The 24725-nt window shown below is 71.2% G+C and carries 26 protein-coding genes and 1 pseudogene; 10 read left to right on the top strand and 17 right to left on the bottom strand.

Going from position 1 to position 24725, the window contains the following annotated elements; all coding sequences use genetic code 11:
- Positions 1–4: 4 nt before the first annotated feature.
- The 8 genes from CLM62_RS26200 to CLM62_RS26165 all read right to left on the bottom strand — a co-directional run bounded on the left by CLM62_RS26200 (position 5) and on the right by CLM62_RS26165 (position 8002).
- Complete coding sequence (locus tag CLM62_RS26200) at positions 5–298, bottom strand: hypothetical protein (RefSeq protein WP_095752404.1); 294 nt, start codon at positions 296–298, stop codon at positions 5–7.
- 49 nt (positions 299–347) lie between these two features.
- Positions 348–1358, bottom strand: a complete 1011-nt coding sequence (locus tag CLM62_RS26195) for an LLM class F420-dependent oxidoreductase (RefSeq protein WP_095752372.1) — start codon at positions 1356–1358, stop codon at positions 348–350.
- A gap of 115 nt (positions 1359–1473) precedes the next feature.
- On the bottom strand, positions 1474–2316 hold the full coding sequence (locus CLM62_RS26190) for a DUF5336 domain-containing protein (protein ID WP_095752371.1): 843 nt from the start codon (positions 2314–2316) through the stop codon (positions 1474–1476).
- A gap of 164 nt (positions 2317–2480) precedes the next feature.
- Positions 2481–3452, bottom strand: a complete 972-nt coding sequence (locus CLM62_RS26185; protein WP_095752370.1) for an N-acetylmuramoyl-L-alanine amidase — start codon at positions 3450–3452, stop codon at positions 2481–2483.
- Positions 3453–3474: 22 nt separating this feature from the next.
- A complete protein-coding gene (locus CLM62_RS26180) occupies positions 3475–4125 on the bottom strand; it encodes a class I SAM-dependent methyltransferase (RefSeq protein WP_095752369.1) in 651 nt (216 codons plus the stop codon).
- 107 nt (positions 4126–4232) lie between these two features.
- Positions 4233–5381 (bottom strand): sialidase family protein, encoded by a 1149-nt coding sequence (locus CLM62_RS26175; RefSeq protein ID WP_095752368.1) that lies wholly within the window; start codon positions 5379–5381, stop codon positions 4233–4235.
- Positions 5369–5890 carry an RICIN domain-containing protein gene (locus CLM62_RS26170; RefSeq protein WP_095752367.1) on the bottom strand — a complete coding sequence of 174 codons (522 nt, stop codon included), beginning with the start codon at positions 5888–5890 and terminating at the stop codon, positions 5369–5371. The genes CLM62_RS26175 and CLM62_RS26170 overlap by 13 nt, the downstream gene beginning before the upstream one ends.
- 369 nt (positions 5891–6259) lie before the next feature.
- Positions 6260–8002, bottom strand: a complete 1743-nt coding sequence (locus CLM62_RS26165; protein ID WP_095752366.1) for an MFS transporter — start codon at positions 8000–8002, stop codon at positions 6260–6262.
- Between the two features lie 275 nt (positions 8003–8277).
- On the opposite strand from CLM62_RS26165, the gene CLM62_RS26160 reads away from it, so the two are divergent.
- The 4 genes and pseudogenes from CLM62_RS26160 to CLM62_RS52750 all read left to right on the top strand — a co-directional run.
- Positions 8278–9708: an MFS transporter gene (locus CLM62_RS26160; RefSeq protein ID WP_095752365.1), complete on the top strand. Its 1431-nt coding sequence runs from the start codon at positions 8278–8280 to the stop codon at positions 9706–9708.
- A gap of 51 nt (positions 9709–9759) precedes the next feature.
- The gene (locus tag CLM62_RS26155) at positions 9760–10302 is read left to right on the top strand and encodes a SigE family RNA polymerase sigma factor (RefSeq protein WP_095752364.1); all 543 of its coding nucleotides are present in this window, start codon (positions 9760–9762) and stop codon (positions 10300–10302) included.
- Complete coding sequence (locus CLM62_RS26150; RefSeq protein WP_095752363.1) at positions 10299–11120, top strand: hypothetical protein; 822 nt, start codon at positions 10299–10301, stop codon at positions 11118–11120. Before CLM62_RS26155 ends, CLM62_RS26150 begins: the two co-directional genes overlap by 4 nt.
- A 98-nt stretch (positions 11121–11218) precedes the next feature.
- Positions 11219–11317, top strand: a pseudogene (locus CLM62_RS52750) (IS5/IS1182 family transposase); the annotation flags it as partial.
- A gap of 6 nt (positions 11318–11323) precedes the next feature.
- On the opposite strand, the gene CLM62_RS26145 reads toward CLM62_RS52750, so the two are convergent.
- The 7 genes from CLM62_RS26145 to CLM62_RS26115 form a co-directional block, all read right to left on the bottom strand.
- Entirely contained in the window at positions 11324–12244 is a 921-nt protein-coding gene (locus CLM62_RS26145) for an SDR family oxidoreductase (protein WP_095752362.1), read from the bottom strand.
- A gap of 93 nt (positions 12245–12337) precedes the next feature.
- Positions 12338–12556 (bottom strand): hypothetical protein, encoded by a 219-nt coding sequence (locus CLM62_RS26140; protein WP_095752361.1) that lies wholly within the window; start codon positions 12554–12556, stop codon positions 12338–12340.
- Between the two features lie 60 nt (positions 12557–12616).
- Positions 12617–13096, bottom strand: coding sequence for a MarR family winged helix-turn-helix transcriptional regulator (locus CLM62_RS26135; protein ID WP_095752360.1), 480 nt, complete (start codon positions 13094–13096; stop codon positions 12617–12619).
- Positions 13097–13107: 11 nt separating this feature from the next.
- The gene (locus tag CLM62_RS26130) at positions 13108–14169 is read right to left on the bottom strand and encodes an alkene reductase (RefSeq protein ID WP_095752359.1); all 1062 of its coding nucleotides are present in this window, start codon (positions 14167–14169) and stop codon (positions 13108–13110) included.
- A gap of 77 nt (positions 14170–14246) precedes the next feature.
- Positions 14247–15152, bottom strand: coding sequence for an NADP-dependent oxidoreductase (locus tag CLM62_RS26125; protein ID WP_095752358.1), 906 nt, complete (start codon positions 15150–15152; stop codon positions 14247–14249).
- A gap of 252 nt (positions 15153–15404) precedes the next feature.
- Positions 15405–16037, bottom strand: coding sequence for a response regulator transcription factor (locus CLM62_RS26120; RefSeq protein ID WP_095752403.1), 633 nt, complete (start codon positions 16035–16037; stop codon positions 15405–15407).
- 54 nt (positions 16038–16091) lie between these two features.
- Positions 16092–17477, bottom strand: a complete 1386-nt coding sequence (locus CLM62_RS26115) for a sensor histidine kinase (protein ID WP_257004092.1) — start codon at positions 17475–17477, stop codon at positions 16092–16094.
- Positions 17478–17774: 297 nt separating this feature from the next.
- On the opposite strand from CLM62_RS26115, the gene CLM62_RS26110 reads away from it, so the two are divergent.
- The 3 genes from CLM62_RS26110 to CLM62_RS26100 all read left to right on the top strand — a co-directional run bounded on the left by CLM62_RS26110 (position 17775) and on the right by CLM62_RS26100 (position 20812).
- Positions 17775–18632, top strand: coding sequence for a MaoC/PaaZ C-terminal domain-containing protein (locus CLM62_RS26110; protein ID WP_095752356.1), 858 nt, complete (start codon positions 17775–17777; stop codon positions 18630–18632).
- 95 nt (positions 18633–18727) lie between these two features.
- Complete coding sequence (locus tag CLM62_RS26105) at positions 18728–19804, top strand: Zn-dependent alcohol dehydrogenase (protein WP_095752355.1); 1077 nt, start codon at positions 18728–18730, stop codon at positions 19802–19804.
- 60 nt (positions 19805–19864) lie between these two features.
- Positions 19865–20812 carry a 3-oxoacyl-ACP reductase gene (locus tag CLM62_RS26100; RefSeq protein ID WP_095752354.1) on the top strand — a complete coding sequence of 316 codons (948 nt, stop codon included), beginning with the start codon at positions 19865–19867 and terminating at the stop codon, positions 20810–20812.
- A 143-nt stretch (positions 20813–20955) separates the two neighbouring features.
- On the opposite strand, the gene CLM62_RS50225 is transcribed toward CLM62_RS26100, so the two are convergent.
- A complete protein-coding gene (locus tag CLM62_RS50225) occupies positions 20956–21111 on the bottom strand; it encodes a hypothetical protein (protein ID WP_095752353.1) in 156 nt (51 codons plus the stop codon).
- Between the two features lie 96 nt (positions 21112–21207).
- A complete protein-coding gene (locus CLM62_RS26090; protein ID WP_095752352.1) occupies positions 21208–22383 on the bottom strand; it encodes a hypothetical protein in 1176 nt (391 codons plus the stop codon).
- A gap of 188 nt (positions 22384–22571) precedes the next feature.
- Here CLM62_RS26090 and CLM62_RS26085 point away from each other — a divergent pair, with 188 nt between their 5' ends.
- From CLM62_RS26085 to CLM62_RS26075, 3 genes are all read left to right on the top strand, one after another.
- Complete coding sequence (locus CLM62_RS26085; RefSeq protein ID WP_095752351.1) at positions 22572–23435, top strand: Nif3-like dinuclear metal center hexameric protein; 864 nt, start codon at positions 22572–22574, stop codon at positions 23433–23435.
- Positions 23432–24175, top strand: a complete 744-nt coding sequence (locus tag CLM62_RS26080) for a zinc ribbon domain-containing protein (protein ID WP_095752350.1) — start codon at positions 23432–23434, stop codon at positions 24173–24175. Before CLM62_RS26085 ends, CLM62_RS26080 begins: the two co-directional genes overlap by 4 nt.
- 11 nt (positions 24176–24186) lie before the next feature.
- Positions 24187–24725, top strand: a 539-nt coding sequence (locus CLM62_RS26075) for a reverse transcriptase-like protein (RefSeq protein WP_143659148.1), incomplete at its 3' end; no start/stop codon positions are given.

Genomic DNA, 24725 nt, shown 5'->3' with positions numbered 1-24725 from the left:
CTGCTCAGTGCCGGTGCACGCGGTTGGCGATCGCGTGCCCCACGAACAGGTACACCACCGCCGCGAGACCGTATCCGGCCACGACCCGCGCCCAGGCCTCGTCGAACGTGAACAGGTCGTGGGACCAGCCCGCCAGCCAGCGGGCCGCGTCGTGGATGAACTGCACGAAGTCGTTCGCGCGGTTCGCGTCCAGCAGGTACATCAGGATCCACAGGCCCAGGATGAGGGCCATGACGTCGGCGACGACCGCGATGATTCTGCCGGCCTGATGGGCACCGTTGCGATAATGAGGGGACATGTCCACCGGGTTGCCGCTCAACCCTGGATGAAACCCGAACGGCTCCGTCCTAGGAGTTGAGCTCCGCCAGCACCCGCAGCGACTCCCGGTCCGGCGCCAGCGCCAACAGGTCCGTCACCGGCCCTTTGCGCCACAACTCCAGCCGCTCGGCGATGCGTTCACGCGGCCCGACGAGGGAGATCTCGTCCGCGAAGGCATCGGGGACGGCGAGCACGGCCTCTTCCTTGCGGCCGGACAGGAACAGCTCCTGGATGCGCCGGGCCTCCTCCTCGTACCCCATGCGCGCCATGAGGTCGGCGTGGAAGTTGCGGGCGGCGTGGCCCATGCCGCCGATGTAGAAGCCGAGCATCGTCTTGACGGGCAGGAGACCTTCGCCGACGTTGTCGCAGACCCGCACCTGGGCCATGGGGGCGACGAGGAAGCCGTCCGGCAGATCGGCCAGTGCCTCGCCGTAGACCTCCGGCCGGGTCGGCGACCAGTACAACGGCAGCCAGCCGTCCGCGATCCGGGTCGTCAGCGCGACGTTCTTCGGCCCTTCGGCGCCCAGCAGGATCGGCAGGTCGGGTCGGAGCGGATGCGTGATGGGCTTGAGCGGCTTGCCCAGGCCGGTGGCGTCCGGGCCGCGGTAGGGGTGCGCGTGGAAACGGCCGGCGAGCTCCACCGGCGCCTCGCGCCGCAGCACCTGCCGTACGACGCCGACGTACTCCCGGGTCGCGGTCAGCGGCGACTTCGGGAACGCCCGTCCGTACCAGCCCTCGACCACCTGCGGACCGGACAGCCCGAGCCCGAGCGTCATGCGTCCGCCGGAGAGGTGGTCCAGGGTGAGGGCGTGCATGGCGGTGGTGGTGGGCGAGCGGGCCGCCATCTGGGCAACCGCCGTGCCCAGCTTGATACGGGACGTCTGCGCCGCGATCCAGGTGAGCGGCGTGAACGCGTCCGAACCCCACGACTCCGCGGTCCACACGGAGTCGTAGCCGAGCCGCTCGGCCTCCTGCGCCAGCGGTACGTGGTCCGCGGAGGGGCCGCGGCCCCAGTAGCCGAGGGCGAGACCTAGCCGCATGGCGCCTCCAGATGTCTGACGGCATGTCAGTTGCTGGTTTCGGGCTGCGACTGTACGACAACGGCCCCCCGCCCGGAAGGGCGAGGGGCCGTTCGGCAAAGACAGCTGGCCGGCCTCAGCCGCGCTGGATCCCCGTCGTGTCCTGAAGTACGCCACGACGACCGTCCTGCGTCTGCGCGACCAGCGCCGGACCGCGCTGCTCGACCGCGAGGTACCAGGTGCCGGGGGCGAGTTCGGCGATCGGCGTCGGCGAACCGTCCTCCGCGAACAGCGGCCGCGGCACCGGCACTGCGAACCAGAACGGCGAGAAGTCCGCGGCCGGCGGCTGCGGTTGCGGCTGCGCCTGCGGAGCCTGCTGCGGCTGGCCGCCCGGCTGGGCGCCGAAGGGCTGCCCCGGCTGCGGCTGACCGCCGTACGGCTGGCCCGGCTGCGGGGCGCCGGGGTAGCCGTAACCACCCTGGGGCTGGGCGCCGTAGGGCTGGGGGGCCGGGGGCTTGGGGGCGGGGATGAGGGAGCCCTTGAGGGCCGGGACGAGGGGGGTGGCGATGGCGGCGGCGGCCATGAGCAGGGTGGCTACGAGGGCGAGGATCAGGCCGATGCCGGCGTCGATGCTGTCCGCGGCACCCTCCAGGTTGTTCATGGCGCTCATCGGGTCGAAGACGTTCCCGAGTGCGCTCCATGCGGCGAAGACCGTGAACGCGCTGCCGAACTGGCCGAGGTCGAGCCCGGCCACCTTCGGCACCTGCGGAAGGCCGTGGGCGACGACGACGAGCGCGGCACCGATGATGCCCGCCAGCACCACGCCCATCAGGACGGGGCCGCTTCCCCAGGCGTTGGGGAAGTCGAAGCCGTCCGGGGCCTCGTCGGCCGAGTAGATGTCGAGGAATGACGCGATGAACAGCAACACCGCTGCTCCGATCACCACGCCGTCGCCTCGAGTGAGGGAGCGGATATTCACTTCGTGTCCTTCGTCAATCGTCTCATCGTCGGCATCGCTGGAGGCACCGCTCTCACCATGTCGCCCTCGGGCCCCGGTGTGAAGCGCGGGGGTGGCCCCTCATCGTAGGGACGACACTATCGTCCGCCAGAACAGGGTGTCCGCCCGGATCCGTGCGCTGATCACTACCCGCGCAGGAAACTCACGATTCCCTCAGAGATCCCTTGCGCCGCTTTCTGCCGCCAGGCGCCGCTGGTCAGCAGTGCCGCGTCCTTGCTATCGCGCATGTTGCCGCACTCGATGAACACCTTGGGAACCGTTGACAGATTGAGACCGCCCAGGTCCGTGCGGATGTCCAGTCCGGTGCCGTCGCCGACGTAGTTGGAGGGCGCGCTGCCCGTTACGCGCACGAAGTTGCCCGCGATGCGCTCGCCGAGTTCGCGGGAGGCGGCGACGATCGGGCGGGTGTCGGCGGCGCCCGCGTGCACGCTGCCCGGGAGGATGACGTGGAAGCCGCGGTTTCCGGCCCCCGAGCCGTCCGCGTGGACGGAGACGACGGCGTCCGCGCGCGCCTCGTTGCCGAGTCGGGCGCGCTCGTCCACGCACGGGCCGTAGGGCCGGTCGTTGTCCTGGGTCAGCTTCACCGTGGCGCCCTGCTTTTCCAGCAGAGCGCGCATCCGGTGAGCCACGTCGAGGGTGAACTTGGCCTCGGTGTAACCGGAGTTGGTGGACGTTCCCGTTGTGTCGCATTCCTTCCGGTTCGTACCGATATCCACCTTGCGGTTGATCTCGGACGTGTGCTGGAAGTTGCCCGGGTTGTGGCCCGGGTCGATGACGATCACCTTGCCCTTGAGAGGGCCGGAGGCGGCGGGGGCCGAGGGTGAGGGTGTCGGTTTCTCGGAGGCGCGCGGCTGCTTGCCGTCGCTGGTGGGGGAGGAGGTGGTAGCGGGGGAGACGGCTGGGCTGCTCGACTGCGCGGTGGCGGTCCCGACCGCCACACCCGCCTCTCCGCCCGAGCCGCCCGTTCCGCCGACCGCCTCGAACACCAGCCACCCCAGCAACGCACCCGGCACCAGCGCGGCGAGGGCGACGGTCAGCGGGCGGCGCCGGGGACGGCGGGGCTGGGGCGGTTCGAAGTCCGGGCCTACGTACGACACGACAGCGACTCTAACCGCGCCCTCAGATCCCCGTCCCCGTCCGCCGCAGGACGCGTAGCGAGTCGGTCACCGAGACCTCCGTGAACGCGTCGGAGGCGAGAGCCCTGAGGTAGACGCGGTACGGGGCCTGGCCGGTGAGCTCGTCCACCGGGTCCGGGAACACGTCGTGGATGACCAGCAGCCCGGCCTCGGCCACGTGGGGCGCCCACCCCTCGTAGTCGGCGTTCGCGTGCTCGTCGGTGTGGCCGCCGTCGATGAAGACGAGCCCGAGGGGAGTGCCCCAGACCTTCGCCACCTGCGGCGAACGGCCGACGAGGGCGATGACGTGCTCCTCCAGGCCCGCCCTGTGGAGCGTGCGGCGGAAGGTCGGCAGCGTGTCCATCAGGCCGATCTCGGGGTCGACCGTCGCCGGATCGTGGTACTCCCAGCCCGGCTGCTGCTCCTCGCTGCCCCGGTGGTGGTCGACCGTGAACGCCACGACCCCGGCCTCGCGAGCCGCGTCGGCGAGCAGGATCGTGGAGCGGCCGCAGTAGGTACCGACCTCCAGCAACGGCAGCCCGAGCCGCCCGGCCTCCACGGCCGCCGCGTACAGGGCGAGGCCCTCACCCGTGGGCATGAACCCCTTCGCCGCCTCGAAGGCGGCCAGGATCTCGGGCTTGGGGGCCGCGGGCATGGGGACCTGCCTTTCCGAAAGCAGTCGTACGTGCGTCTCGGCGCCCCATGCTGCCGTACCCCCTGGTCGGCGGGCGACAGGGGGTACGGCGGCGGTTGACGGGTGGATCAGGGTGCGTCGGAGATGTCCAGCTTGTTCACCTTGATCCGGGAGGTGTCGAACTCCCAGGCGACATAGAACTTGCCCGGGGCGTACTCGTCGGCCATCGGGTACGTGTCCCAGCCGGCGCCCGTGGTGCCCTGCTGATCGGGGTCCAGGTCGGCCGCCGCGCCGTTGGCGAAGAACTTGCCGGTGCTCCAGGCCGCGCCGGGGCGTTTGGTCTTGTAGTTGAGGACGTCACGGTTCGTGGCGGTGTTGTAGAGGGACAGGTACTGGCCGTTGCTGTCCTTGATGAACTGGACCTTGGAGTTGAGGCTCGGCAGGTTGGTGTCGAGCGTGAAGGGCGTCCAGGTCAGGCCGCCGTCGGAGCTCGTGGCCGTCGCCGCGCGGGTCTGGGTGCCGATGCTGCGGGCGACCATGACCAGCTTGTTCGGGTCGTCCTGGGAGACGGCGATCTGGGGTTCGGCGGCGTCGAGGTTGTTGGGGTCGGGCACGATGCCGCCGGCCGTCCAGGTCTTCAGGTCCGAGGAGATCAGCACGCCGTTCTCGCGGCCGGAGGCCCAGAACGGGATGACGTGCTTGCCGTTGGCCAGCTGGAGCGGGCGACCGGCGAAGATGAGGTTCGCGAGTCCCTCGTCGGCGGTCGTCGCCGGCAGGTCGAGCGGCATGGTGACGGGGTAGTCCTGCCAGGTGTGACCCTCGTCGGTGCTGCGCTTGACCACGATGGCGTCGATCGGGAGGCCGGAGTTGTTGGTGCTCGACGACTTGGTCCGGCCGAGGTAGGCGAAGAGCTCGTTGCCCGTCTGGTAGAGGACGACGTAGTGCCAGGAGTACTCGCTGGTGTCCTGGGCGAGGACCTGGGGGTGGGCCCAGTTCGTGCCACCGTTGGTGGTGTACGCGTACCGGATGTAGCCGTGGTCGACCTGGCCCGGGACGATGCCCTCCCGCCAGGCCACGACCGCGTTGTTCGCGCTGGTGGCGATGATGTCGGGGGTGCGGGGGCCGTCGCCCTCGGTGGCCGTGTTGATGTGGGCGCTCGACTCGCCCGACGTGCCCTCGGCGGAGGCCGGGCCCGGCAGGAGCAGGCCGGTCAGGACGGCGAGGACGACTGCCGTCAGGAGTACGGGCAGGGCCCGCTTGCGGGTCACCACAGCCATTGCTGGTCCTTGTTGTCGTTGCAGCCCCACTGGATGGCCTCGGTGCCGGCGGTCGTGCTGGTGTTGGGGATGGCGAGGCACAGGCCGGTCTTCGCGTTCCTCAGCCGCTCGGTGCCGTCGTGGACCCAGACCTGTTCGTCGCCGACCTCGGTGCCGCAACCCCACTGGATGGCCTTGACGCCGGGCGTCGTGCTCCCGCTGGGGATGGCCAGGCACTTGCCGCTCGCCTTGTTGACGACGTGGTAGCCGCCGGTCACGGGCTGGAGCGACCAGTAGTTGCTGTCGCTGTAGCTGCACGTCCACTGGATCATCACGGTGCCGTTGGTCGTGCTGGAGCCGGGATTGGCCAGACAGAAGCCGGTGCCCTGGTTGTAGAGGCGGGCGTCGACCACGGCCTCGGCGGCCGCGGCCTCAGGCGCCGAGCCGGTCAGGGACGAGCCCGTGAGTACGGGCGCGCCGATAAGGGCGGCGGCCGCCAGAGTGGCGGCCGCCTTTCTTCTCAGGTTCATGACAGGAGAGATTTCTTCATCACTTCAACGGCCGGATGTCACCAGGTCCACCGCTGGTTGAAGTTTTCGGTGCGGGTCCACTGGATGATCTCGGGTGGTCGCGAGCAGTCCCGGCCCGAGCTGGGCTACCGATGCCGTTGGCCGTGCTGGAGTTGGGTACGGCCAGGCACTTGTCGGCCCCACTTCGTTCCTGAATCCCCATCAGACGCCTTCCACCGATCTCCGCTCACACGAAGATCGGCGGAGGCGGAGATCACAGGGAGGGATGGTGCGTCGGCGAACCCTGCTCATCGTGAACGCCGGGTGGATTCGAGGGGAAGAGATCTCCTCGGATTGCTCAGGACGCGGATTGATCAGGATGCGGATTGATCAGGATGCGGAGACCGTCTCACCCGGCAGCGAAAGGTCCATGTCGACCGCCCGGTCGTCCCCCGCGTGGGTCGCCGCGGAGGCCAGCGGGGCGTGGCCCGTGGCGCGGGCCGCCAGGACGTACGGGCCACGGGCCGGGACGGCGAGGGCATAGCTGCCGTCCTCGGCGGAGAGCGTCGCGCCCGCCTGCCGGCCCCGGGGGTCGATCAGGGTGACCTTGGCGCGGGCGACCGGGGTGCCGGTGGCGTCCAGGACGCGGCCGCGGAAGCCGCGCAGCACCTCTTCCGCGCGCTGCACGTTGGCGTCCTCTTCGCTGCTCGCGCGCAGCTGCGGCCTGGCTGCCGGGCGTCGGCCGGGCAGGAAGAAGGCCAGCAGCAGGCCGACCGCCACCGCGCCCGTCGCGATCAGGAAGGAGACCCGGAAGCCGTGCATGGTCGGGATCTCGACGCCGCCCACGTCGTTCGCGGTGTTGGCGAGGACCATGCCGACCACGGCGCTCGACACCGACGTACCGATGGACCGCATCAGGGTGTTGAGGCCGTTGGCCGCACCCGTCTCCGAGGCCGGGACCGCGCCGACGATCAGTGCGGGGAGCGAGGAGTACGCGAGGCCGATGCCCGCGCCCAGGACCACCGCGATGACGAGGCTCTGCCAGGCGGCGCTCATCAGGCCCAGGCCGGCGCCGTAGCCGATCGCGATGATCAGCAGGCCGAGGATCAGGGTGACCTTGGGGCCGTACTTCGCCGACAGGCGGGCGTAGACGGGCGCCGTGAACATCATGGTCAGGCCGAGCGGCGCCACCAGCAGACCCGCGACGACCATCGACTGGCCGAGGCCGTAGCCGGTGGCCTTGGGCAGCTGGAGGAGTTGCGGAAGGACGAGGGAGACGACGTAGAAGCTGACCCCGACCATGATCGAGGCGAGGTTGGTGAAGAGGACGGCCGGGCGGGCCGTGGTGCGCAGGTCCACCAGCGGGGCCTTGACGCGCAGTTCCATCACGCCCCATAGGAGGAGTACGACGGCGGACGCGGCGAACAGACCGAGCGTGGTGGCGGAGGTCCAGCCCCAGTCGCTGCCCTTGGTGATCGGCAGCAGGAAGAGCACGAGACCGGTGGAGAGGCCGAGGGCGCCCAGGACGTCGAAGGAGCCCTTCGCGCGCATCGGGGACTCCGGTACGACGAGGAGAGTGAGGGCGATGGCGAGGGCGCCGATGCCCGCGGCGCCGTAGAAGAGGGCGTGCCAGTCGGTGTGCTGCGCGACCAGGGCCGCGGCGGGCAGAGCGAGGCCGCCGCCGACGCCGATCGAGGAGCTCATCAGGGCCATCGCCGAGCCCAGCTTCTCGCGGGGCAGCATGTCGCGCATCAGGCCGATGCCGAGGGGGATCGCGCCCATTGCGAAGCCCTGGAGGGTACGGCCGACGATCATGGGGAGGAGGGCGCTGGTGAAAGCGCTGACCAGCGCGCCGACCACCATCACCGTGAGGCTGGTGATCAGCATGCGCCGCTTGCCGTACAGGTCGCCCAGCCGGCCCATGATCGGCGTGGCCACGGCGCCGGAGAGCAGGGTCGAGGTCAGGACCCAGGTGGCGTTGCTGGGGGAGGTGTCCAGCAGTTGCGGCAGGTCCTTGATGACCGGGACGAGCAGGGTCTGCATCACCGCGACCACGATGCCCGCGAAGGCGAGGACCGGGACGACGGCTCCGCTCGCCCTGGGTGCGGGCTGGTCGGTCGACGTGTGCGTCATGAAGTGAGGCCTCCAGGCCTGGGGGGTGTGCTGGTTGAGCCGTGCGGGATACGTGCAGCTTGAACCCCGTGCGCCTGGGCAACTATTCCGATGCTTCGGGGCCCTAACGAATTCTTTGTCTTCTCTTGGGGAAGGGTCTGGGTCTCGGGCGGCAAGGGTCCAGGCCTCGGGCAGTGGCCTACGCCGCTGCCATGGCCTACGCACGTGCCATGGCCTACGCACTGCCATGGCCTACGCCGAAATGCCGATGCAAGGAGCGTCGGCTGGTTGAGAGCATGACATCCATGCTCGGAGCCGCTGACGTCACCCGCCTGTCCCGCCGCCCCGCCCCGCCTCCCACCTGGCTGGTCGTGGCGCTGGCGTGCGCCGGACAGTTCCTCGTCGTGCTCGACATCTCCGTCGTCAACGTGGCGCTGCCGTCGATGCGGACCGACCTGCGCCTGAGCGAGCAGGGCCTGCAGTGGGTGGTGAACGCCTACACCATCGCCTTCGCCGGGTTCATGCTGCTCGGCGGGCGCGCCGGTGACCTCTACGGCCGCAAGCGGATGTTCCTCGTCGGCCTCGGCCTGTTCACGCTGGCCTCGCTCGGCGGCGGGCTGGCCCAGGAGGGCTGGCAGCTGCTGGTGGCGCGGGCCGCGCAGGGACTGGGCGCGGCGGTGCTCGCCCCGTCGACGCTGACGATCCTCACGTCCGCCGTCCCGGAGGGCGCCGCCCGCGCACGGGCCATCGCGACCTGGACGGCCGTGGGCGCGGGCGGCGGCGCGGCCGGTGGACTCGTCGGCGGTCTGCTGGTGGACGCGCTGTCGTGGCGGTGGGTCCTGCTGATCAATGTGCCGGTCGGGGCGGTGGTGCTGCTCGGCTCCGTGGTGTGGCTGGTGGAGAGCCGCGCGGGGGACGGGCGACGGCTGGACCTGCCGGGCGCGGTACTGGTGACGGCCGGGCTCGCCACCCTGGCGTACGGCATCTCGCAGACCGAGGCCGCGGGATGGACGGCCGCGGCCACACTGGTGCCGCTGCTCGCCGGGCTCGCGCTGGTCGGCTGCTTCCTCGCCGTCGAGGCCCGTACGGCGGCTCCGCTGATGCCGCTCGGGCTGCTGCGGGTGCGGTCGGTGTGGTCGGCGAACGTGGGGATGTTCCTGAGCGGCTCCGCGATGTTCTGCATGTGGTTCTTCATGACGCTGTACGCGCAGAACGTGCTGGGCTACTCGCCGCTGGACGCCGGACTCGCCCTGGTGCCGAGTTCCCTGGCCGTGGTCGTCGGATCGAAGGTCGCGCCGCGGCTCATGCGGATGACGGGAGCGCGTGCCGTGGCGGTGCTGGGGACCGTGGTGGCGGTCGTCGGCTTCGGCTGGCAGTCGACAATGAGCGCGGACGGGGCCTATCTGACGTCGATCATGTTCCCGGGGATCCTGATGATGCTGGGCGCGGGCCTGGCGGGGACACCGCTCGCCGCGCTGGCCACGTCCGGGGCGGCGCCCGGGGAGGCCGGGCTGGTGTCGGGCCTCGTCAACACCTCGCGCACGATGGGCGGTTCGCTGGGACTGGCGGTCATGTCGACCATCGCGGCGGCCCGCACCGGGGACGGCCACAGCCCGCAGGCCCTGACGGAGGGCTATGCGCTGGTGTTCCGGGTGGGGACCGGGGTGCTGGCGGGCGGTGTGGTGTTGATGCTGGTGTGGCTGCCGCGGAAAATATCCGCGAGTTGAGGCAACGGTCCGGGCGGTCCGTGGACTCCTTTGTTCATCTAGGAGGTGCCCATGGGGGATCGCAAGGAGGCTCGGGACGAGGAGTTCCAGAGCTTTGTCACCGGCCGCTGGCCGCGGCTGATGCGGACGGCATTTCTCCTCACGGGGGAGCAGCACGCCGCGGAGGACCTGGTCCAGTCGACGCTCGAACAGGTCTATGTGGCCTGGCGCAAGGTCGGCTCGGCGGACGAGCCGGAGGCGTATGTACGGCGCGTGATGATCAACGCGCACGCGCGCAAGCACCGCAGAAAACTCAGGGAGTTCCTGGCGCCCAAGGACGACTCGGGACTCCTGCGCGAGGTCGCCGACACCGGTGACCGCATCTCCCAGGCCGACGACCGGGGCGTCCTGCTGAAGGCGCTCGCCCAACTGCCCGCGCGGCAGCGGGAAGCGGTGGTCCTGCGGTACTGGGAGGACCTGACCGAGACCCAGACCGCCGAGGCGATGGGGTGTTCGGTCGGCGCCGTGAAGAGCAACGCGGCGAAGGGGATCGCGAAACTCCGCGCCATACCCGGCCTGGCGGAGATGGTGACGAGCGGAGGGCGGACGCGATGAGCGCGAACCGGGAGACGAACCACGACATGACCAACAGCGACATCGCCCTCCTGCTGGCCGACGCCGCGGACGAGGTCGAGATCGGCATAGCCCCCTACCAGGCGGTGCTCCGCGGCGGCCGCCGCCGCAGGGCACGCCGCTGGGCACTGGCGGCGGCCACGGCCCTGGTACTGGCCGGCTCCTCGGCGACGCTCGCGGTGGCGGGGCTGCCGGGCGGGGACGGGGGGCGGGGAGGGTCGGTGGCCACGCAGCCGTCGCCATCGCCGACCGCGTCACCGGACGTGTTCACGGCCCAGCGGACGACGCTGGCGATCGGGTGGGAGAACGGCAAGGAGTGGCGGGTCCTGATCGACGTGTGGGCGGCGCCGCGCGACGAGGCGGAAGCGCAGGGCCAGTTGGCAGCGATGGGCGAATACGGGGAGACGCCCTCGGACGTCCGCGAGGCCTCCCAACTGGTCGGCAAGAGCTCCTTCTTCGTGCGCCGGGGCGACGGTGACCGGGTCCAAACGGTGATCGAGGACGTGTTCACCGCGGACGACACCATGTCGGGCAGGGACGTCGAAGCCGCCGCGATCGCCCTGAACAGCGGCTCCGACGACCCCTACCGACTGGTCATCGGCCAGGTCGCCACGACGGCCCAGCGCGTCGTGTGCACCTGGAAGAACGGCACGACGACCGAGGTCGACAGGGCACCCTCGAACACCGAGATCAACAGCGACGAGATGGCGATCCGCAGTGCCGAGGGGTCCCCGCACGACTGGTTCGTGTGCGTGGCGCCGAAGGGTACGGAGTACGAGTCGGTGGAGGTGACGAAGTAGGGACAGGGGTCTCGTGCGCTGCTGAGGCGGGCCGGCGATGCGCGCCGGCACCCGCGACCAGGGCGGGCTGGCACACCACCGGGTTCTGATGCGGGGTGCCGTCGGGGGCCGCATCCCGTGTCCACTGGGCGATGACCCATGTCATGGTCCGCCGCCTCACCGGCGCGAGCACCCCCACCTGGCGGGACCGGGATGCGGGCCCGTCACCGGTGCTGCGCCTTGCTCAGCTCGTCGGTGAACCGGGCGAGGGCGTCCTCGGCCGTGGGGACGGGGCCGAACAGCTGTTCCTGCCGGCGGGGGTCGGCGACGTAGCGGCCCCTGTCGAACCAGCGGAACATCGCGGCCATGTCCTTGACCAGGGGCATGAAGCGGCCGGTGACGGCTCCCGCGGCGCGGGTGACGGCGGAAGGGACGGTCCACACCTTGATCTTCTTTCCGGCCCGGCTGCCCATCAGGTCGGCCACCTCGCGCATGCTGACCGGACGGTCCCAGCCGATGTCGATGCGCTCACCGTCGTCGGCCTCGGCGTCGACCGCGGCCGCCAGGTAGGCCGCGAGATCGGAGGTGCGGACGAAGGTCAGCGGGACGGTGGGCTTGCCCATCCAGATCAGGCGGCCCTTGTCGATCGGGTTGCCCGCCATGCTCGCGATCTGGTCGAGGAACGCCCCGGGGCGCAGTGCGACGAACGGGACGCCGAGCTGTTCGAGCTTGTCCTCGGCGACTTTCTTGTGCCAGAAGTGCGGGACATCGGGCGTCTGGTCACTGGTGAGGATGCTGGTCAGGACGAACCGCCGGATGCCGGCGCGGTGGGCGGCCTCGGCGAGGTTGGCGTTGCCGACGGTGTCGATGTCGTACGCGTTCTTGCCGCCGCGGGTGTAGCCGGCAGCGGTGGTGATGACGGCATCGGCACCGTTCATGGCGGCTACGAGCGAGTCGAGGTCGAGCATGTCGCCGCGGGCGATCTCGACACCCCGGCTTTCGAGCCTGCTCGCGTCGGTGGTCGGCCGGACCAGGGCGCGGACGTTCTTACCGCGCCCCAGCAGTTCGTCGACGACCTTGCCCCCGAGGGAGCCGGTCGCGCCGACGACGAGGACCGGGAGGGCGGTGGAGCGGGTGGTGGTCATGGGGGTCTCACTTTTCCAACAGGTCAGTAGTGGAGGGATTGGGTGGGCGGGGCAGTGGTGGCCGCGGACGTGGGCGCCGTCGGCCCGGGTCGCTCAGGGGGCGGGCCTGTGGTGGGTGCATCCGCGGCGCGGGTCACCGCCGGCCTGCAGGAGCTTGCCGAGGTCGAAGGCGACCCGGACGCGGGTGAAGCGGCCGTCCTCGATGTGCAGCCGGCCGGCGACGGGGAAGGGCTCGCTGTCCTCGCGGGGGTGTTGCCCTTTCCCCCGGACGAGTTCCGCCTGCCCGCACCGGGACAGCTCGCGGTTGCCCATGACGCTGAGGCCCCGCAACCGCCCGTTCTCCCAGGGCGGAACCGGGGGGCGAAGGGGGAGTTACTCGGACTCTTCTTGCGGAAGAGCGCGGCTGTTGATCGCGTCGGCGATGGCGTAGGCGGTGCGGACGAAGGACTCTGCCTGCTGCGCCGACAGGTTCCGCGCGGAGGTCTCCTCCAGGGCCCGCCACATGGCTGCCAGGGGCTCGCGCATGGCACGGCCCTTGTCGGTGAGGTGGACGACCATGACGCGCCGGTCGTGTTCGGCCGGCTCGCGGATGACCAGGCCGGCGTCCTGCATACGGCGTAGGGACTTGGAGACGGTGGAGTGGTCCAGGCCGACGCTGTCGAGCAGCTCGGACTGGGTCTGGCCGTCCCGGTCCAGGAGGTGCATCAGCAGCAGTTCCTGTCCGGGGTGCAGGTCCATCTCGCGGAGCATGGCGGCGGCGCGGGCGCGGTGAGCGCGGGCGAGCTGGAAGATCGCATAGCTCATCGGCCCCTCGCTGGCCGTAGTGGGGGTGCGGGGTGTGGGGGCGGGCATGGTTGGGTTCCTCAGACGGTGTAGGTGGGGTAGTCGGTGTAGCCGGCCACTCCGCCGCCGTAGAAGGTCGCCGGGTCGGGGGTGTTCAGCGGCGCGTCAGAGCGTAGCCGCTCGACCAGGTCCGGGTTGGCGAGCGCGAGGGCGCCGACGGAGACGAGGTCGGCCGTGCCGTGGTCGATGTCCTTGGCGCGGGTGGGCAGATCGGCGCCGGCCCGGTTGAGGATCAGCGTGGTCGGCCACAGCGCGCGCAGGGTGCCCAGCAGCTCCTCGTCGCCCGCGTGCATCACGTGGAGGTAGGCGAGGCCGAGCGGGCTGAGGGCGCGCAGGAGAGCGGGATACAGCTCGGCGGTGTCGGACTCGGCGATGTCGTTGTAGGGGTTGCCGGGGGAGATGCGCAGGCCGGTGCGGTCGGCGCCGATCTCGTCGGCCACGGCAGCGGCCACCTCGACGGCGAAGCGGATGCGGTTGTCGAGGGAGCCGCCGTAGCGGTCGGTGCGCTGGTTGGTGTTGTCGGACAGGAACTGGTGCACCAGGTAGCCGTTGGCGGCGTGGATCTCCACACCGTCGGCGCCTGCGACGACGGCAGCCGCTGCGGCGCGGCGGAAGTCGTCGACGGTCGCCGCGACCTCCTGCGTCGACAGAGCACGGGGTGCCGGCATCTCCTGGGGCCCGGACGCGGTGAACATCACGCCCTGCGGCCGGATCGCCGAAGGGGCGACCGGCCGGCGCCCGTGGGGGGTGTTGTCGGGGTGGGAGATGCGTCCGGTGTGCATCAGCTGGATGACGATCCGGCCGTCGGCCGCGTGCACGGCGTCGGTGACCTTGCGCCACCCGGCGATCTGCTCGTCATTGTGGATGCCGGGGGTGAGGAGGTAGCCCTGGCCGTCGGTGCAGGGCTGGGTTCCCTCGGTGATGATCAGCGCGTGCGAGGCCCGCTGGGCGTAGTACTCGGCGTTCAGTTCGGTCGGTACGCCTTCGGGTGTGGAGCGGTCACGGGTCATGGGGGCCATGACCACGCGGTGGGGGAGGGAGATGTCGCCGACGGTGGTCGGTGTCCACAGGGCGTTCAGCATGAGTGTTCCTTCGGTGCGGTGATGACCAGGTGGTGATCGGGAAAGCGGGGGCGTGGCGGAAGGAGAGGCGGGCGTGATCAGTCGACGGTGAGGACGAGCTTGCCCCGGACATGCCCGGCGTCGCTGACCTGCTGGGCCGTGGCGGCCTGGTCGAGCGGGTAGGCGGTGACGGTGGTGACGACCTTGCCGGTCGCGGCATCCTGCGCCAGGGCGGCCAGGCGGGCGGCCGAGCGTTCCTGGGGGCCGTTGGCGAAGGTGATGCCGAGCTGGTTCGCGCGGAAGTCGGCGATGGTGACGATGCGCTCGGTGCCGCCCCGCAAGGTGATGGAGTCCTCAAGGGCTCCCTTCCCGGCCAGGTCGAACACCGCGTCCACGCCTTCGGGGGCGAGCGCCCGGACCCGCTCGACCAGGCCCTCGCCGTAAACGGTCGCGGTGGCGCCGAGCGAGGCGAGGTAGTCCTGGTTCGCGGGGCCGGCGGTGCCGATGACACGCGCTCCGCGGGCCGTGGCGAGCTGGACCGCCAGGGTGCCGACCGCTCCGGCCGCGCCGTGCATCAGCACCGTCTCCCCGGCGGCGACGCCCAGCAGGTTCAGGACCCGCTCGGCCGTCTCGCCCGCCACCGGCAGCGCGACCGCGTGCTGCCAGTCGAGGCCGGCCGGCTTCAGGGCCACGATGGTGGCCAGCGCGTACTCGGCGTACGAGCCGGTGTCCGACCAGCCCAGCACCTCGTCACCCACCTGCACGTCCCGCACGCCCTCACCCAGGGCGTCCACCACGCCGGCGAGCTCGTGACCGGGGACGGAGGGGAGCGGGGTGGGGAACACGGCCTCCAGTGCCCCGGAGCGGATCTTGCCGTCCAGCGCGTTCAGCCCGGCCGCCTTGACGCGGACGCGGACCTGGCCGGGGCCGGGCTGCGGGACCTCGATGTCCGCCTCGTGCAGCACTTCCGTGCCGCCGAAACGGTCGAACAGGATGGCTTTCATGACAACTCTCCTCACGTCTCACCAGCCCATTAGGTGGCTGGCCACGTAAACATAACAGCAATTCTGTGGCTAGCCAAGTATTTCGGTGGGCTGCTGTCCGAGGGCATCACGGACCGCGGGGACGACCTCGGCGGCGGAAGGGGCGCGGATCTGCTGTTCGTGGTCGCGTTCGGGCCAGGGGGCGAAACCCTGGGCGGTGCCGCCCCCACTCGCCGCATGGGAAGCGCCCCGCGGCGATGGGGATGAGGACGGTTACAGCCACCCCTGCTGCCGGGCCTCCCGCATCGCTTCCATGCGGTTGCGGGTGCCCGTCTTGCCGATGGCGGAGGAGAGGTAGTTGCGGACCGTGGACTCCGAGAGGTGCAGCTTTGCGGCGATGTCGGCGACCGTCGCGCCGTCCGCCGAGGCCTTGAGGACGTCGCACTCGCGGGCCGTGAGCGGGTTCGGGCCGGCACTGAGCGCGGCCGCGGCGAGGGCCGGGTCGATCACGGTCTCGCCGGTCAGCCCCCGGCGGATCGCGGCGGCCAACTCCTCCACAGGGCCGTCCTTGACGAGGAAGCCGGTGGCTCCCGCCTCCATGGCCCGGCGCAGATAGCCGGGCCGGCCGAAGGTGGTGAGGATCAGCACCCGGCAGTCGGGTACCTGGTCGCGGAGTTCGGCGGCGGCGTCCAGGCCGCTCATGCCGGGCAATTCGATGTCGAGGAGGGCGACGTCCGGGCGGTGGGTCAGGGCCGCGTCCACGATCTTGTCGCCCGCTGCCACCTGGGCCACCACCTCGATGTCCGGCTCCATCCCGAGCAGCAGGGCGAGCGCGCCACGCATCATGCCCTGGTCCTCGGCGAGCAGAACTCTGATGGATCTGGCGGGCCGGTGGTCCCGCGGCATCTCGTTCACGACCCAAGCGTAGGGCGCGAGGCCGGTCCCGGCCCGCTGCGGGCATCACAAGGCCGGCGTACCCACGTCACGCACCGCACCCGTCAACTCCGCCGACCCCATCGGCAACCGCACCGACCCCGCCCGCAGCTCCACCGACCCCGCCCGCAGCTCCACCGACTCCACCGGCAATTCCGCCGTCACCGCGAACCCGCCCCGCGCTCCCGGCCCGGCCGTCAGCGAGCCTCCCGCCGCGGCCAGACGTTCCGTCAGCCCTTTGAGTCCGGTGCCGGGGCCGGTGCCCGACCCGGCGCCGAAGCCCTCCCGAAGCCCGGCCCCCGCGCCGCCCCCGGTGGCGTCGCCGGTCGCCCCACCCGTGCCGTTGTCCGTCACCATCAGCCGTACGCGCTCCGCCGCGCTCCCCACGCTCGCGACCGTGATCTCGCAGCGACTCGCCCCACTGTGCCGGACGACGTTGGTGACCGCCTCGCGTACCACCCAGCCCAGCAAGGACTCCGTCTGCGCGGGGAGCGGGGTGCCCGACCGGCTCAGGACCAGCTCGACGCCCGCCGCGGACAGGGCGGAGCGCGCCCGGTCGAGTTCCGTGGTCAGGCTGCCCTCGCGGTAGCCGGTCACGGCCTCGCGGATCTCGGCCAGCGCCTGGCGGCCGACGGACTCGATGTCGGTGATCTGGTCCAGCGCGGCCGCCAGGTCGCGGTCGGCCAGCCGCCGCGCCGCCTCCGCCTTCACCACGATCACCGACATCGTGTGACCGAGCAGATCGTGCAGATCGCGGGAGAAGCGCAGCCGCTCCTCCTCCACCGCGCGGAGCGCCAGTTCCTCGCGGGCCGCCCGCAGCTCCCGTACGGCTTCGGACAGGGACAGGATCGCCGCCGTCACCATCGAGGAGATCCACGTGGCGTACGCGATGTCGAGGCCGCCCCAGCCGTCACGGAAGACGGCGGCCGCACCGGCGAGCACCGCCACGGCCGTACCGGCCCAGCGCAGGTGCGGCATCCGTACGACCGCGCCCGTCGCGAGGCCGAACAAGGGGAAGAACAGCAGCCAGTTGCCGCCGTACCCCATGGCCAGACCGCAGGTCACCAGGCCCAGCAGGACCAGCGCCACCCGGGTGGAGGTCGCCTCCCGCGTCTCCTTCACGAACGCGCGGAACGACACGTAGATGTAGAGGGAGTTGAAGGCGAGCAGCCCCAGGCCGCCGATCCACGGGTTCGGGGTCTCGCCCTGGAAGAGGTTGGAGAAGGCGCCCATACCCATGAGCAGCCACGGCAGCAGGCTGAAGCCGGTGGGGGGCGGGCCCGGGTGCGGAGGGACCTCCCCCTGGTAGACCTGCCGCTGCTCGTGCGCGTGCTGGTGCACCGGCTGCCACGCGTCCATGCGGCACGAGATCCTGCGCAGCCAGGGCCTGGACATGTTCCTTCGCTGGGACATGGACACGACGCTACGCACCCGCCCTCCCGCCCGGCAGATGCGCGTGTACGGACTCCGGCAGGACAAATGTCACGGCGCACCGATCCGACACCGGCAACCTGACACCCCGTCAGGAGCCTTCACAACTCCCGAACGCTGGGCTATACAGAGGGCGCCGGACTGGAACGCGTTCTAGATCGGCCCGTGTCGACCTCGGTGCGGCCGACGGTGCGGACGGCCGTACCGAGGTCTCTGAGAGAACAAGCGAACAAGCGAACAAGCGATCAGTGATCGAGTGATCGAGTGATCAGGAGCCCCATGCCCATCGACGCAGCCAAGGCCATGGCCGCAGAGCCCCGTACCGGCGAGATCGCCTGGAGTCAGAAGGATGTCCAGCTCTACCACCTCGGCATCGGCGCCGGCGTCCCCGCCACCGACCCCGACGAGCTGCGCTACACCCTGGAGTCCCGGCTGCACGTCCTGCCCAGCTTCGCCACCGTCGCGGGCGCCGGCTCGCCCGGCGTGATCGGCGGCCTGTCCATGCCCGGCGTCGACGTCGACCTCGCCCGCGTCCTGCACGGCGGCCAGAGCCTGACCCTGCACCGCCCGATCCCGGCCGAGGGCACGGCGACAGCGACCTCCCGCATCGCCGCCGTGTACGACAAGGGCAAGGCGGCCGTCCTCGTCATGCGCACCGAAGTCGCCGACGCCGAGGGTCCGTTGTGGACCAACGACGCCCAGATCTTCGTACGGGGAGAGGGCGGCTGGGGCGGGGACCGCGGGCCGTCCGGGCGACTCGAACCGCCCGCCGGCGAGCCCGATCGGGTCGTCGAGCGGCCGATCCGCGAGGACCAGGCGCTGCTCTACCGCCTCTCCGGCGACTACAACCCCCTGCACGCCGACCCGGAGTTCGCCAAGCTGGCCGGATTCGAGCGGCCCATCCTGCACGGGCTGTGCACCTACGGCATGACGCTCAAGACGGTCGTCGACACGCTGCTCGGCGGCGATGTGACGCGGGTGCGGTCCTACGGCACACGCTTCGCCGGGGTCGTGTATCCGGGGGAGACGCTCCGTATCCGCATGTGGCGCGGGGAGGGCCGGGCCCAGGTGGCCGTCACCGCCGTCGATCGGGACGACGCACCCGTCCTCGCCGACACCATCGTCGAACACTCCTGACACTCATGAGAGCCGAACACTCCTGAGAGCCGAACACTCCTGACACTCCTGAGACCGGCGCAACGACCGGCGATACGCCTGAGGGGAGCCGCACCATGCGCGCAGCCGTACTGCACGAGATCGGCCAGGACAAGCTGGAGGTCTTCGACGACGTCGAGGCGGTGGGCTTCGGCCCCGGCAGGGCGAGGATCCGGGTGCGGGCCACCGGGCTGTGCCACTCGGATCTGTCCGCGATGGGCGGCGTACTGCCGCAGCCGGCGCCGTTCGTGCCCGGTCACGAGGGAGCGGGCGAGATCATCGAAGTGGGCGAGGGCGTGAGCCACTTGAAGCCCGGCGACCGGGTGGTCGTGTGCTGGCTGCCCACCTGCGGCGCCTGTCCCGCCTGCAAGCGCGGGCAGACCGAGCTGTGCCTGGCCGGGTTCATGAACGCCGGCACCCCCAACTTCAAGCGCCCCGGCGGTGAGGTCTTCGGTTTCGCCGGCACCGGCACCTTCGCCGAGGAGGTCGTCGTCGACGCCGGGTGCGCGGTGCCGATCCCCGACGACGTGCCCTTCGACATCGCCGCCCTCATCGGCTGCGGCGTGACCACCGGACTCGGTGCCGCGCTCAACACCGCGGATGTGGAGGCCGGTTCGTCGGTCGCCGTCATCGGCTGCGGAGGCGTCGGTATCTCCGCCGTACAAGGGGCGAGGCTCAAGGGCGCCGCCGAGATCGTCGCCGTCGACCCGGTCGCCTCGCGCCGCGAGTCCGCGCTGAAGTTCGGCGCGACGAAGGCGATTTCGCCCGACGAGCTGGCCGACGCCAAGCAGCAGATCACCGGCGGCGAGGGCTTCGACTACGTCTTCGAGGTCGTCGGCAGGTCGGCCACCGCACGGACGGCGTACGAGACCACCCGGCGCGGTGGCACCCTCGTCATCGTCGGGGCAGGCGCCATGGACGACTTCCTCCAGCTCAACATGTTCGAGCTGTTCTTCGACGAGAAGCGGATCCTGCCGTCCATGTACGGCGGCGGGGACGTTCTGCGCTCCTACGAGCGGACCATAGCCCTGTGGCGGGCGGGCCGCGTCGACCTGGCGGGCCTGATCACGCACCGGGTGCCGCTGACCGAGATCAACGAGGCCCTCGACCAGATGCGTACGGGGACCTCGCTGCGTACGTGCATCGAGATCTGAGGACCTTGTATGTCACTGCCACATAGGTCACTGCCACATGGGTCAATGCCACATGGGTCAATGCCACACAGTTCACTGCCACTTGAGGGACGCGCCGCGATCGTCACCGGCGCCGGACGCGGACTCGGGCGGGCCGAGGCGCTGGAGCTGGCCCGGCTCGGCGCGGCTGTCGTCGTCAACGACTACGGGCAGCCCGGCCGGGACGGCTCGGGCGAGTCCTCCGCCGCCCCCGCCGAACAGGTCGCCGCCGAGATCCGGGCGGCGGGCGGCACGGCCCTCGCCCACACCGGGGACGTCGCCGACTTCCAACAGGCGGAGCGGCTCGCGGAGTTGGCGACAGAAGAGTTCGGTCGACTGGACATCCTGGTCAACAACGCCGGCATCCTGCGCGACCGGATGGTCTTCTCCATGACGGAGGCCGAGTGGGACGCGGTGATCCGCGTCCATCTCAAGGGCCACTTCAACACCACCCACTTCGCGGCCGCACACTGGCGCGAGCGGTCCAAGGCGGCCGGCGGGCCGGTGTACGGGCGGATCGTGAACACCTCCTCCGAGGCCTTCCTCGCGGGATCCGCCGGGCAGCCCAACTACGCGGCGGCGAAAGGCGGAATCGTCGGGCTCACGACGTCGACGGCCCTCGCCCTCGCCAAGTACGGCGTGACGGCGAACGCCATCTGCCCGCGCGCCCGCACCCGTATGACCGAGGACGTCTTCGCGGACTTCGAACGGCCGGTGGAGGGGCTGGACCCGCTGGCCCCCGAGCATGTCGCGCCGCTCGTCGGCTACTTGGCCTCGCCCGCCGCCGAGCGGGTCAACGGGCAGGTGCTCGTCGTGCACGGCGGCATGGTGGCGGTTGTCGAACGGCCTCGGGTGCAGGCCAAGTTCGACAGCAAGCAGGAGACGTTCACGTACGACGAGCTGGACGCCGTACTCACTCCGCACTTCGCGCAGCGGCCGCCGGGGGAGACGTTCGCGGCGGCGGAAGTGCTGGGGCTCAAGAGGCAGTAGGCACGGCAGGCATAAGGCACGGCAGGCATAAGGCACGGCAGGCATAAGGCACGGCAGGCATAAGACACGGCAGGCATAAGACACGGCAGGCATACGGAAGGGGCCCGCGCGTCGGCTGACACGCGGGCCCCTTCGGCATACCGTCAGGCAGCCGCCTCGGTTTCCTCGACCGGCTTGCGGTGACGGCCACGAGGGGCCGTCCCGCTGTCGTGGTCCGAGACCGGACCCCGATGCCGGCCGTGGCCGGCGTCTTCCTGGGTCTCGGTGGGCAGCGGCTCCATGGTGCTTGTGTCGCTCATCGGAAAGGTTCACCCCGTCAACATGATCTTTCTAACAGCCGGGCGAGTTTAACCGGCAGCCCACGGGGCGAATCCAGACGGGCACGCCAACCGGCACTAGTTCGTTACAAGACGTGCCAGGGGTGCTTGCTGCAACGGCACGGGGCGGGGTGCCACGGGAGCCGGAGGGTCCGGTTCATCGGGGTCATCATCCAGTTCTCCTGGTCCCTCCGGCTCCCTTGGTTCTGCTGCGGGCTGTGCGGCCGCAACGTCCGGCACCGTCACCCGAGCCACTCCGCACGGCACCTCGGCCGTGGCATACGGCAGTTGGAGCACCCCGTCCCCGGTCCACAGCCCGGCTCCCGTCAACCACCCCTGCGGCGCGGGGAGATGACGCATCTGCCGCTCGGCGGGCCGCCACACCCCGACCCAGCTGCCGAGCGGGCCGTCGACGCGCAGGGCCACCGCGCAGTTCTCCGGCGTCAGCACCTGCCCCGGCTGGATCGCGAACGGCGTGACCCGGCAGTGCGCCGGGCGCAGGCACTCCGGGAAGCGCACCGGCAGTGTGCTGCCCAGCACGCCCCAGCCCACCCGGTCCTGCCCCGGCGACGGCGCGTCCGAGCGGATCAGCAGCAGTCCGCTGTCGGGGTCGGCGAGCAGCAGCCGGTCGTCGCTGTCGGCCGCGATCTGCAACAGGGGCGAGACCTCGCCGCCGCGCTCCAGATCCACCACGACCGTCTTGGTCCGGCCGCCGGCCTCCCGGTCGAGCGCGAGCATCCGTCCCGTACGGTCCAGCCACACCCCGCCCGAGCAGCGCCCCGGTACCTCGGCGAGGTGCTCGGGCCCGAAGGCCCCGCCCGCCACCAGCCACACCGCGCTGGACAGCCGGCCCACGGCGAGGGCGTACGCCCTGCTGCCGCCCGGCGCGGGCGGCAGCAGCCGCAGCCGGGTGCCCTCGTCCGGGCACTCGACCGCGCCGAGCGGCAGTTCGCCGGTGCCGGGGCCGGTCGGGTAGAGCAGCGAGAAGCTGTGCCGCCCGTCCGCGAGCCGCCGGATGAGGACCCGCCCGTCGCCCATCGGCTGCACCTCGGTGCCGGGCTCCTCCGGCTGATGGCCGGGCAGCGGCACCGCGTACGGCTCGGGGCCGTCCAGCGTCCAGCGCTCCGGGAACCAGCAGTCTCCGGCCGGCGCGAGGCGGGCGGCGTAGGCTCCGTCCGCGGTGATGGTGCAGCCCGGTCGCGCGGTCCGGTCGTCCTCGTCTCCCGCGGCAGGCTCGATGGCACAGGCCGTCATCGTGCGGTCACCTCCAGCGACGAAGCTAGTTTTCGTACGCACAGACGGGGGACCGGCCGACGGCCACTTCACACATAAGGGTGGCCAAGGAACGATTCGCCTGAGGAAACCGCGGCAGATGTGCTGGGCGGGGCGCCCGGGCACCGGCAGCGGTTCAGTGGCGGGGAACGGCCAGGTAGCCTTTTGGCGTGCCCCGTCTGTCTGAAGTCATCACCGCGCTGGAGAACCTGTGGCCCGCCGAGCGGGCCGAGTCCTGGGACGCGGTCGGCACCGTCGTGGGCGACCCCGACCAGGCGGTCACCCGGGTCCTGTTCGCCGTCGACCCGGTCCAGGAGATCGTCGACGAGGCGGTCGAGCTGGGCGCCGACCTGCTGGTCACCCACCACCCGCTCTATCTGCGCGGTACGACGACGGTCGCGGCCTCCACCTTCAAGGGCCGCGTGGTGCACACCCTGATCAAGAACGACATCGCGCTGCACGTGGCCCACACGAACGCGGACAAGGCCGACCCGGGCGTCAGCGACGCGCTGGCCGGGGCCCTGGACCTTCGTGTCGTACGACCGCTGGTGCCGGACCCGAACGACCCGGAGGGCCGACGGGGCCTCGGCCGGATCTGCGAACTGGACCACCCGATGAGCGTCCGTGAGCTCGCCGCCCGGGCCGCCGAGCGCCTGCCCGCCACCGCGCAGGGCATCCGCGTGGCCGGCGACCCCGAGGCGACCGTCCGCACGGTCGCCGTCAGCGGCGGCTCCGGCGACAGCCTGTTCGACGACGTCCGCGCGGCCGGCGTCGACGCCTTCCTCACCGCGGACCTGCGTCACCACCCGGCCTCGGAGTTCACGGCGGCTGTCGCCCCCAGTCCCCTCGCGCTGCTCGACGCGGCGCACTGGGCCACCGAATGGCCCTGGTGCGAGCTGGCCGCCGCCCAGCTCGACGAGATTTCCGACCGGAACGGATGGGACCTGAGGGTCCACGTCTCGAAGACGGTCACCGACCCCTGGACCGCCCACGCGGCCTCTGCCCCTTCTGATTCATCTGGAGCCCCCAACTGAACGCCGCGCCCGCAGACCAGATCCGACTCCTCGACGTCCAGGACCTCGACGTGCGCCTGCAGCAGCTCGCGCACAAGCGGAGGTCGCTGCCCGAGCACGCCGAGATCGAGTCGCTGACGAAAGATCTGACTCAACTGCGCGACCTCCTGGTGGCCGCGCAGACCGAGGAGAGCGACTGCGCCCGCGAGCAGACCAAGGCCGAGCAGGACGTGGACCAGGTGCGCCAGCGCGCCTCCCGCGACCAGCAGCGCCTGGACTCGGGAGCGGTCACCTCGCCGAAGGACCTGGAGAACCTCCAGCACGAGATCGCCTCGCTCGCCAAGCGGCAGGGCGACCTGGAAGACGTCGTCCTGGACGTCATGGAGCGCCGCGAGTCCGCGCAGGAGCGGGTCGCCGAGCTGACCGAGCGGGTCTCCTCCGTCCAGTCGAAGATCGACGACGCCACGGCCCGCCGTGACGCGGCCTTCGAGTCGCTGGACGGCGAGGCGGCCTCGGTGACGAAGGAACGCGAGGTCATCGCGGGCGCCGTCCCCGCCGACCTGCTCAAGCTCTACGAGAAGCTGCGCGAGCAGCAGGGCGGCATCGGCGCGGCCAAGCTGTACCAGCGCACCTGCCAGGGCTGCCGCCAGGAGCTGGCGATCACCGACATCAACGAGATCCGCGCGGCGGCGCCCGACACGGTCGTCCGCTGCGAGAACTGCCGCCGCATCCTGGTGCGGACCTCCGAGTCCGGCCTGTAAGGGCGTACGCGGTGCGGGAGTTCATCGTCGAGGCGGACGGCGGGTCGCGGGGCAACCCGGGGCCCGCGGGCTACGGCTCCGTGGTGCTCGACGCGGCGACGGGTCAGACCCTGGTCGAGGCGGCCGAGTACCTCGGCGTCGCCACGAACAACGTGGCCGAGTACCGGGGCCTGCTGGCCGGCCTGCGCGCCGCCCACGAACTGGACCCCTCCGCCACGGTCCGCGTCCGCATGGACTCCAAGCTGGTCGTCGAGCAGATGACGGGCCGCTGGAAGATCAAACACCCCGACATGAAGCCCCTGGCGGCGGAGGCCGCCCGGGTGTTCCCGCCGGACCGGGTCACCTACGAGTGGATCCCCCGCGAGCAGAACAAGCACGCGGACCGCCTCGCCAACGAGGCGATGGACGCGGGGAAGAGGGGAGAGCGGTGGTCGGCGTCGATGTCGACCGCAGAGCTGGACGCGCGCGCCGCGAGGACTGCGACTCCCGAGCCGTCGGGCCCTCCGGGCGACGCCACGGCCGGCGCGGCACGGGCGCGGGCGGCCATGGC

The sequence above is a fragment of the Streptomyces sp. SA15 genome, from assembly GCF_002291145.1.
GTDB lineage: Bacteria > Actinomycetota > Actinomycetes > Streptomycetales > Streptomycetaceae > Streptomyces.
This window is presented reverse-complemented; position numbering and strand designations above follow the sequence as displayed.

Coding starts and splice junctions, on each gene's coding strand:
- CLM62_RS26105 (WP_095752355.1), top strand. CDS start 18,728: ATGCGCGCAGCCGTACTGCACGAGATCGGCCAGGACAAGCTGGAGGTC.
- CLM62_RS26165 (WP_095752366.1), bottom strand. CDS start 8,002: ATGACGCACACGTCGACCGACCAGCCCGCACCCAGGGCGAGCGGAGCC.
- CLM62_RS26130 (WP_095752359.1), bottom strand. CDS start 14,169: ATGCTGAACGCCCTGTGGACACCGACCACCGTCGGCGACATCTCCCTC.
- CLM62_RS26110 (WP_095752356.1), top strand. CDS start 17,775: ATGCCCATCGACGCAGCCAAGGCCATGGCCGCAGAGCCCCGTACCGGC.
- CLM62_RS26195 (WP_095752372.1), bottom strand. CDS start 1,358: ATGCGGCTAGGTCTCGCCCTCGGCTACTGGGGCCGCGGCCCCTCCGCG.
- CLM62_RS26200 (WP_095752404.1), bottom strand. CDS start 298: ATGTCCCCTCATTATCGCAACGGTGCCCATCAGGCCGGCAGAATCATC.
- CLM62_RS26135 (WP_095752360.1), bottom strand. CDS start 13,096: ATGCCCGCCCCCACACCCCGCACCCCCACTACGGCCAGCGAGGGGCCG.
- CLM62_RS26150 (WP_095752363.1), top strand. CDS start 10,299: ATGAGCGCGAACCGGGAGACGAACCACGACATGACCAACAGCGACATC.
- CLM62_RS26160 (WP_095752365.1), top strand. CDS start 8,278: ATGACATCCATGCTCGGAGCCGCTGACGTCACCCGCCTGTCCCGCCGC.
- CLM62_RS26155 (WP_095752364.1), top strand. CDS start 9,760: ATGGGGGATCGCAAGGAGGCTCGGGACGAGGAGTTCCAGAGCTTTGTC.
- CLM62_RS50225 (WP_095752353.1), bottom strand. CDS start 21,111: ATGAGCGACACAAGCACCATGGAGCCGCTGCCCACCGAGACCCAGGAA.
- CLM62_RS26090 (WP_095752352.1), bottom strand. CDS start 22,383: ATGACGGCCTGTGCCATCGAGCCTGCCGCGGGAGACGAGGACGACCGG.
- CLM62_RS26180 (WP_095752369.1), bottom strand. CDS start 4,125: ATGCCCGCGGCCCCCAAGCCCGAGATCCTGGCCGCCTTCGAGGCGGCG.
- CLM62_RS26120 (WP_095752403.1), bottom strand. CDS start 16,037: ATGCCGCGGGACCACCGGCCCGCCAGATCCATCAGAGTTCTGCTCGCC.
- CLM62_RS26145 (WP_095752362.1), bottom strand. CDS start 12,244: ATGACCACCACCCGCTCCACCGCCCTCCCGGTCCTCGTCGTCGGCGCG.
- CLM62_RS26170 (WP_095752367.1), bottom strand. CDS start 5,890: ATGAACCTGAGAAGAAAGGCGGCCGCCACTCTGGCGGCCGCCGCCCTT.
- CLM62_RS26140 (WP_095752361.1), bottom strand. CDS start 12,556: ATGGGCAACCGCGAGCTGTCCCGGTGCGGGCAGGCGGAACTCGTCCGG.
- CLM62_RS26100 (WP_095752354.1), top strand. CDS start 19,865: ATGCCACACAGTTCACTGCCACTTGAGGGACGCGCCGCGATCGTCACC.
- CLM62_RS26125 (WP_095752358.1), bottom strand. CDS start 15,152: ATGAAAGCCATCCTGTTCGACCGTTTCGGCGGCACGGAAGTGCTGCAC.
- CLM62_RS26175 (WP_095752368.1), bottom strand. CDS start 5,381: ATGGCTGTGGTGACCCGCAAGCGGGCCCTGCCCGTACTCCTGACGGCA.
- CLM62_RS26115 (WP_257004092.1), bottom strand. CDS start 17,477: ATGTCCCAGCGAAGGAACATGTCCAGGCCCTGGCTGCGCAGGATCTCG.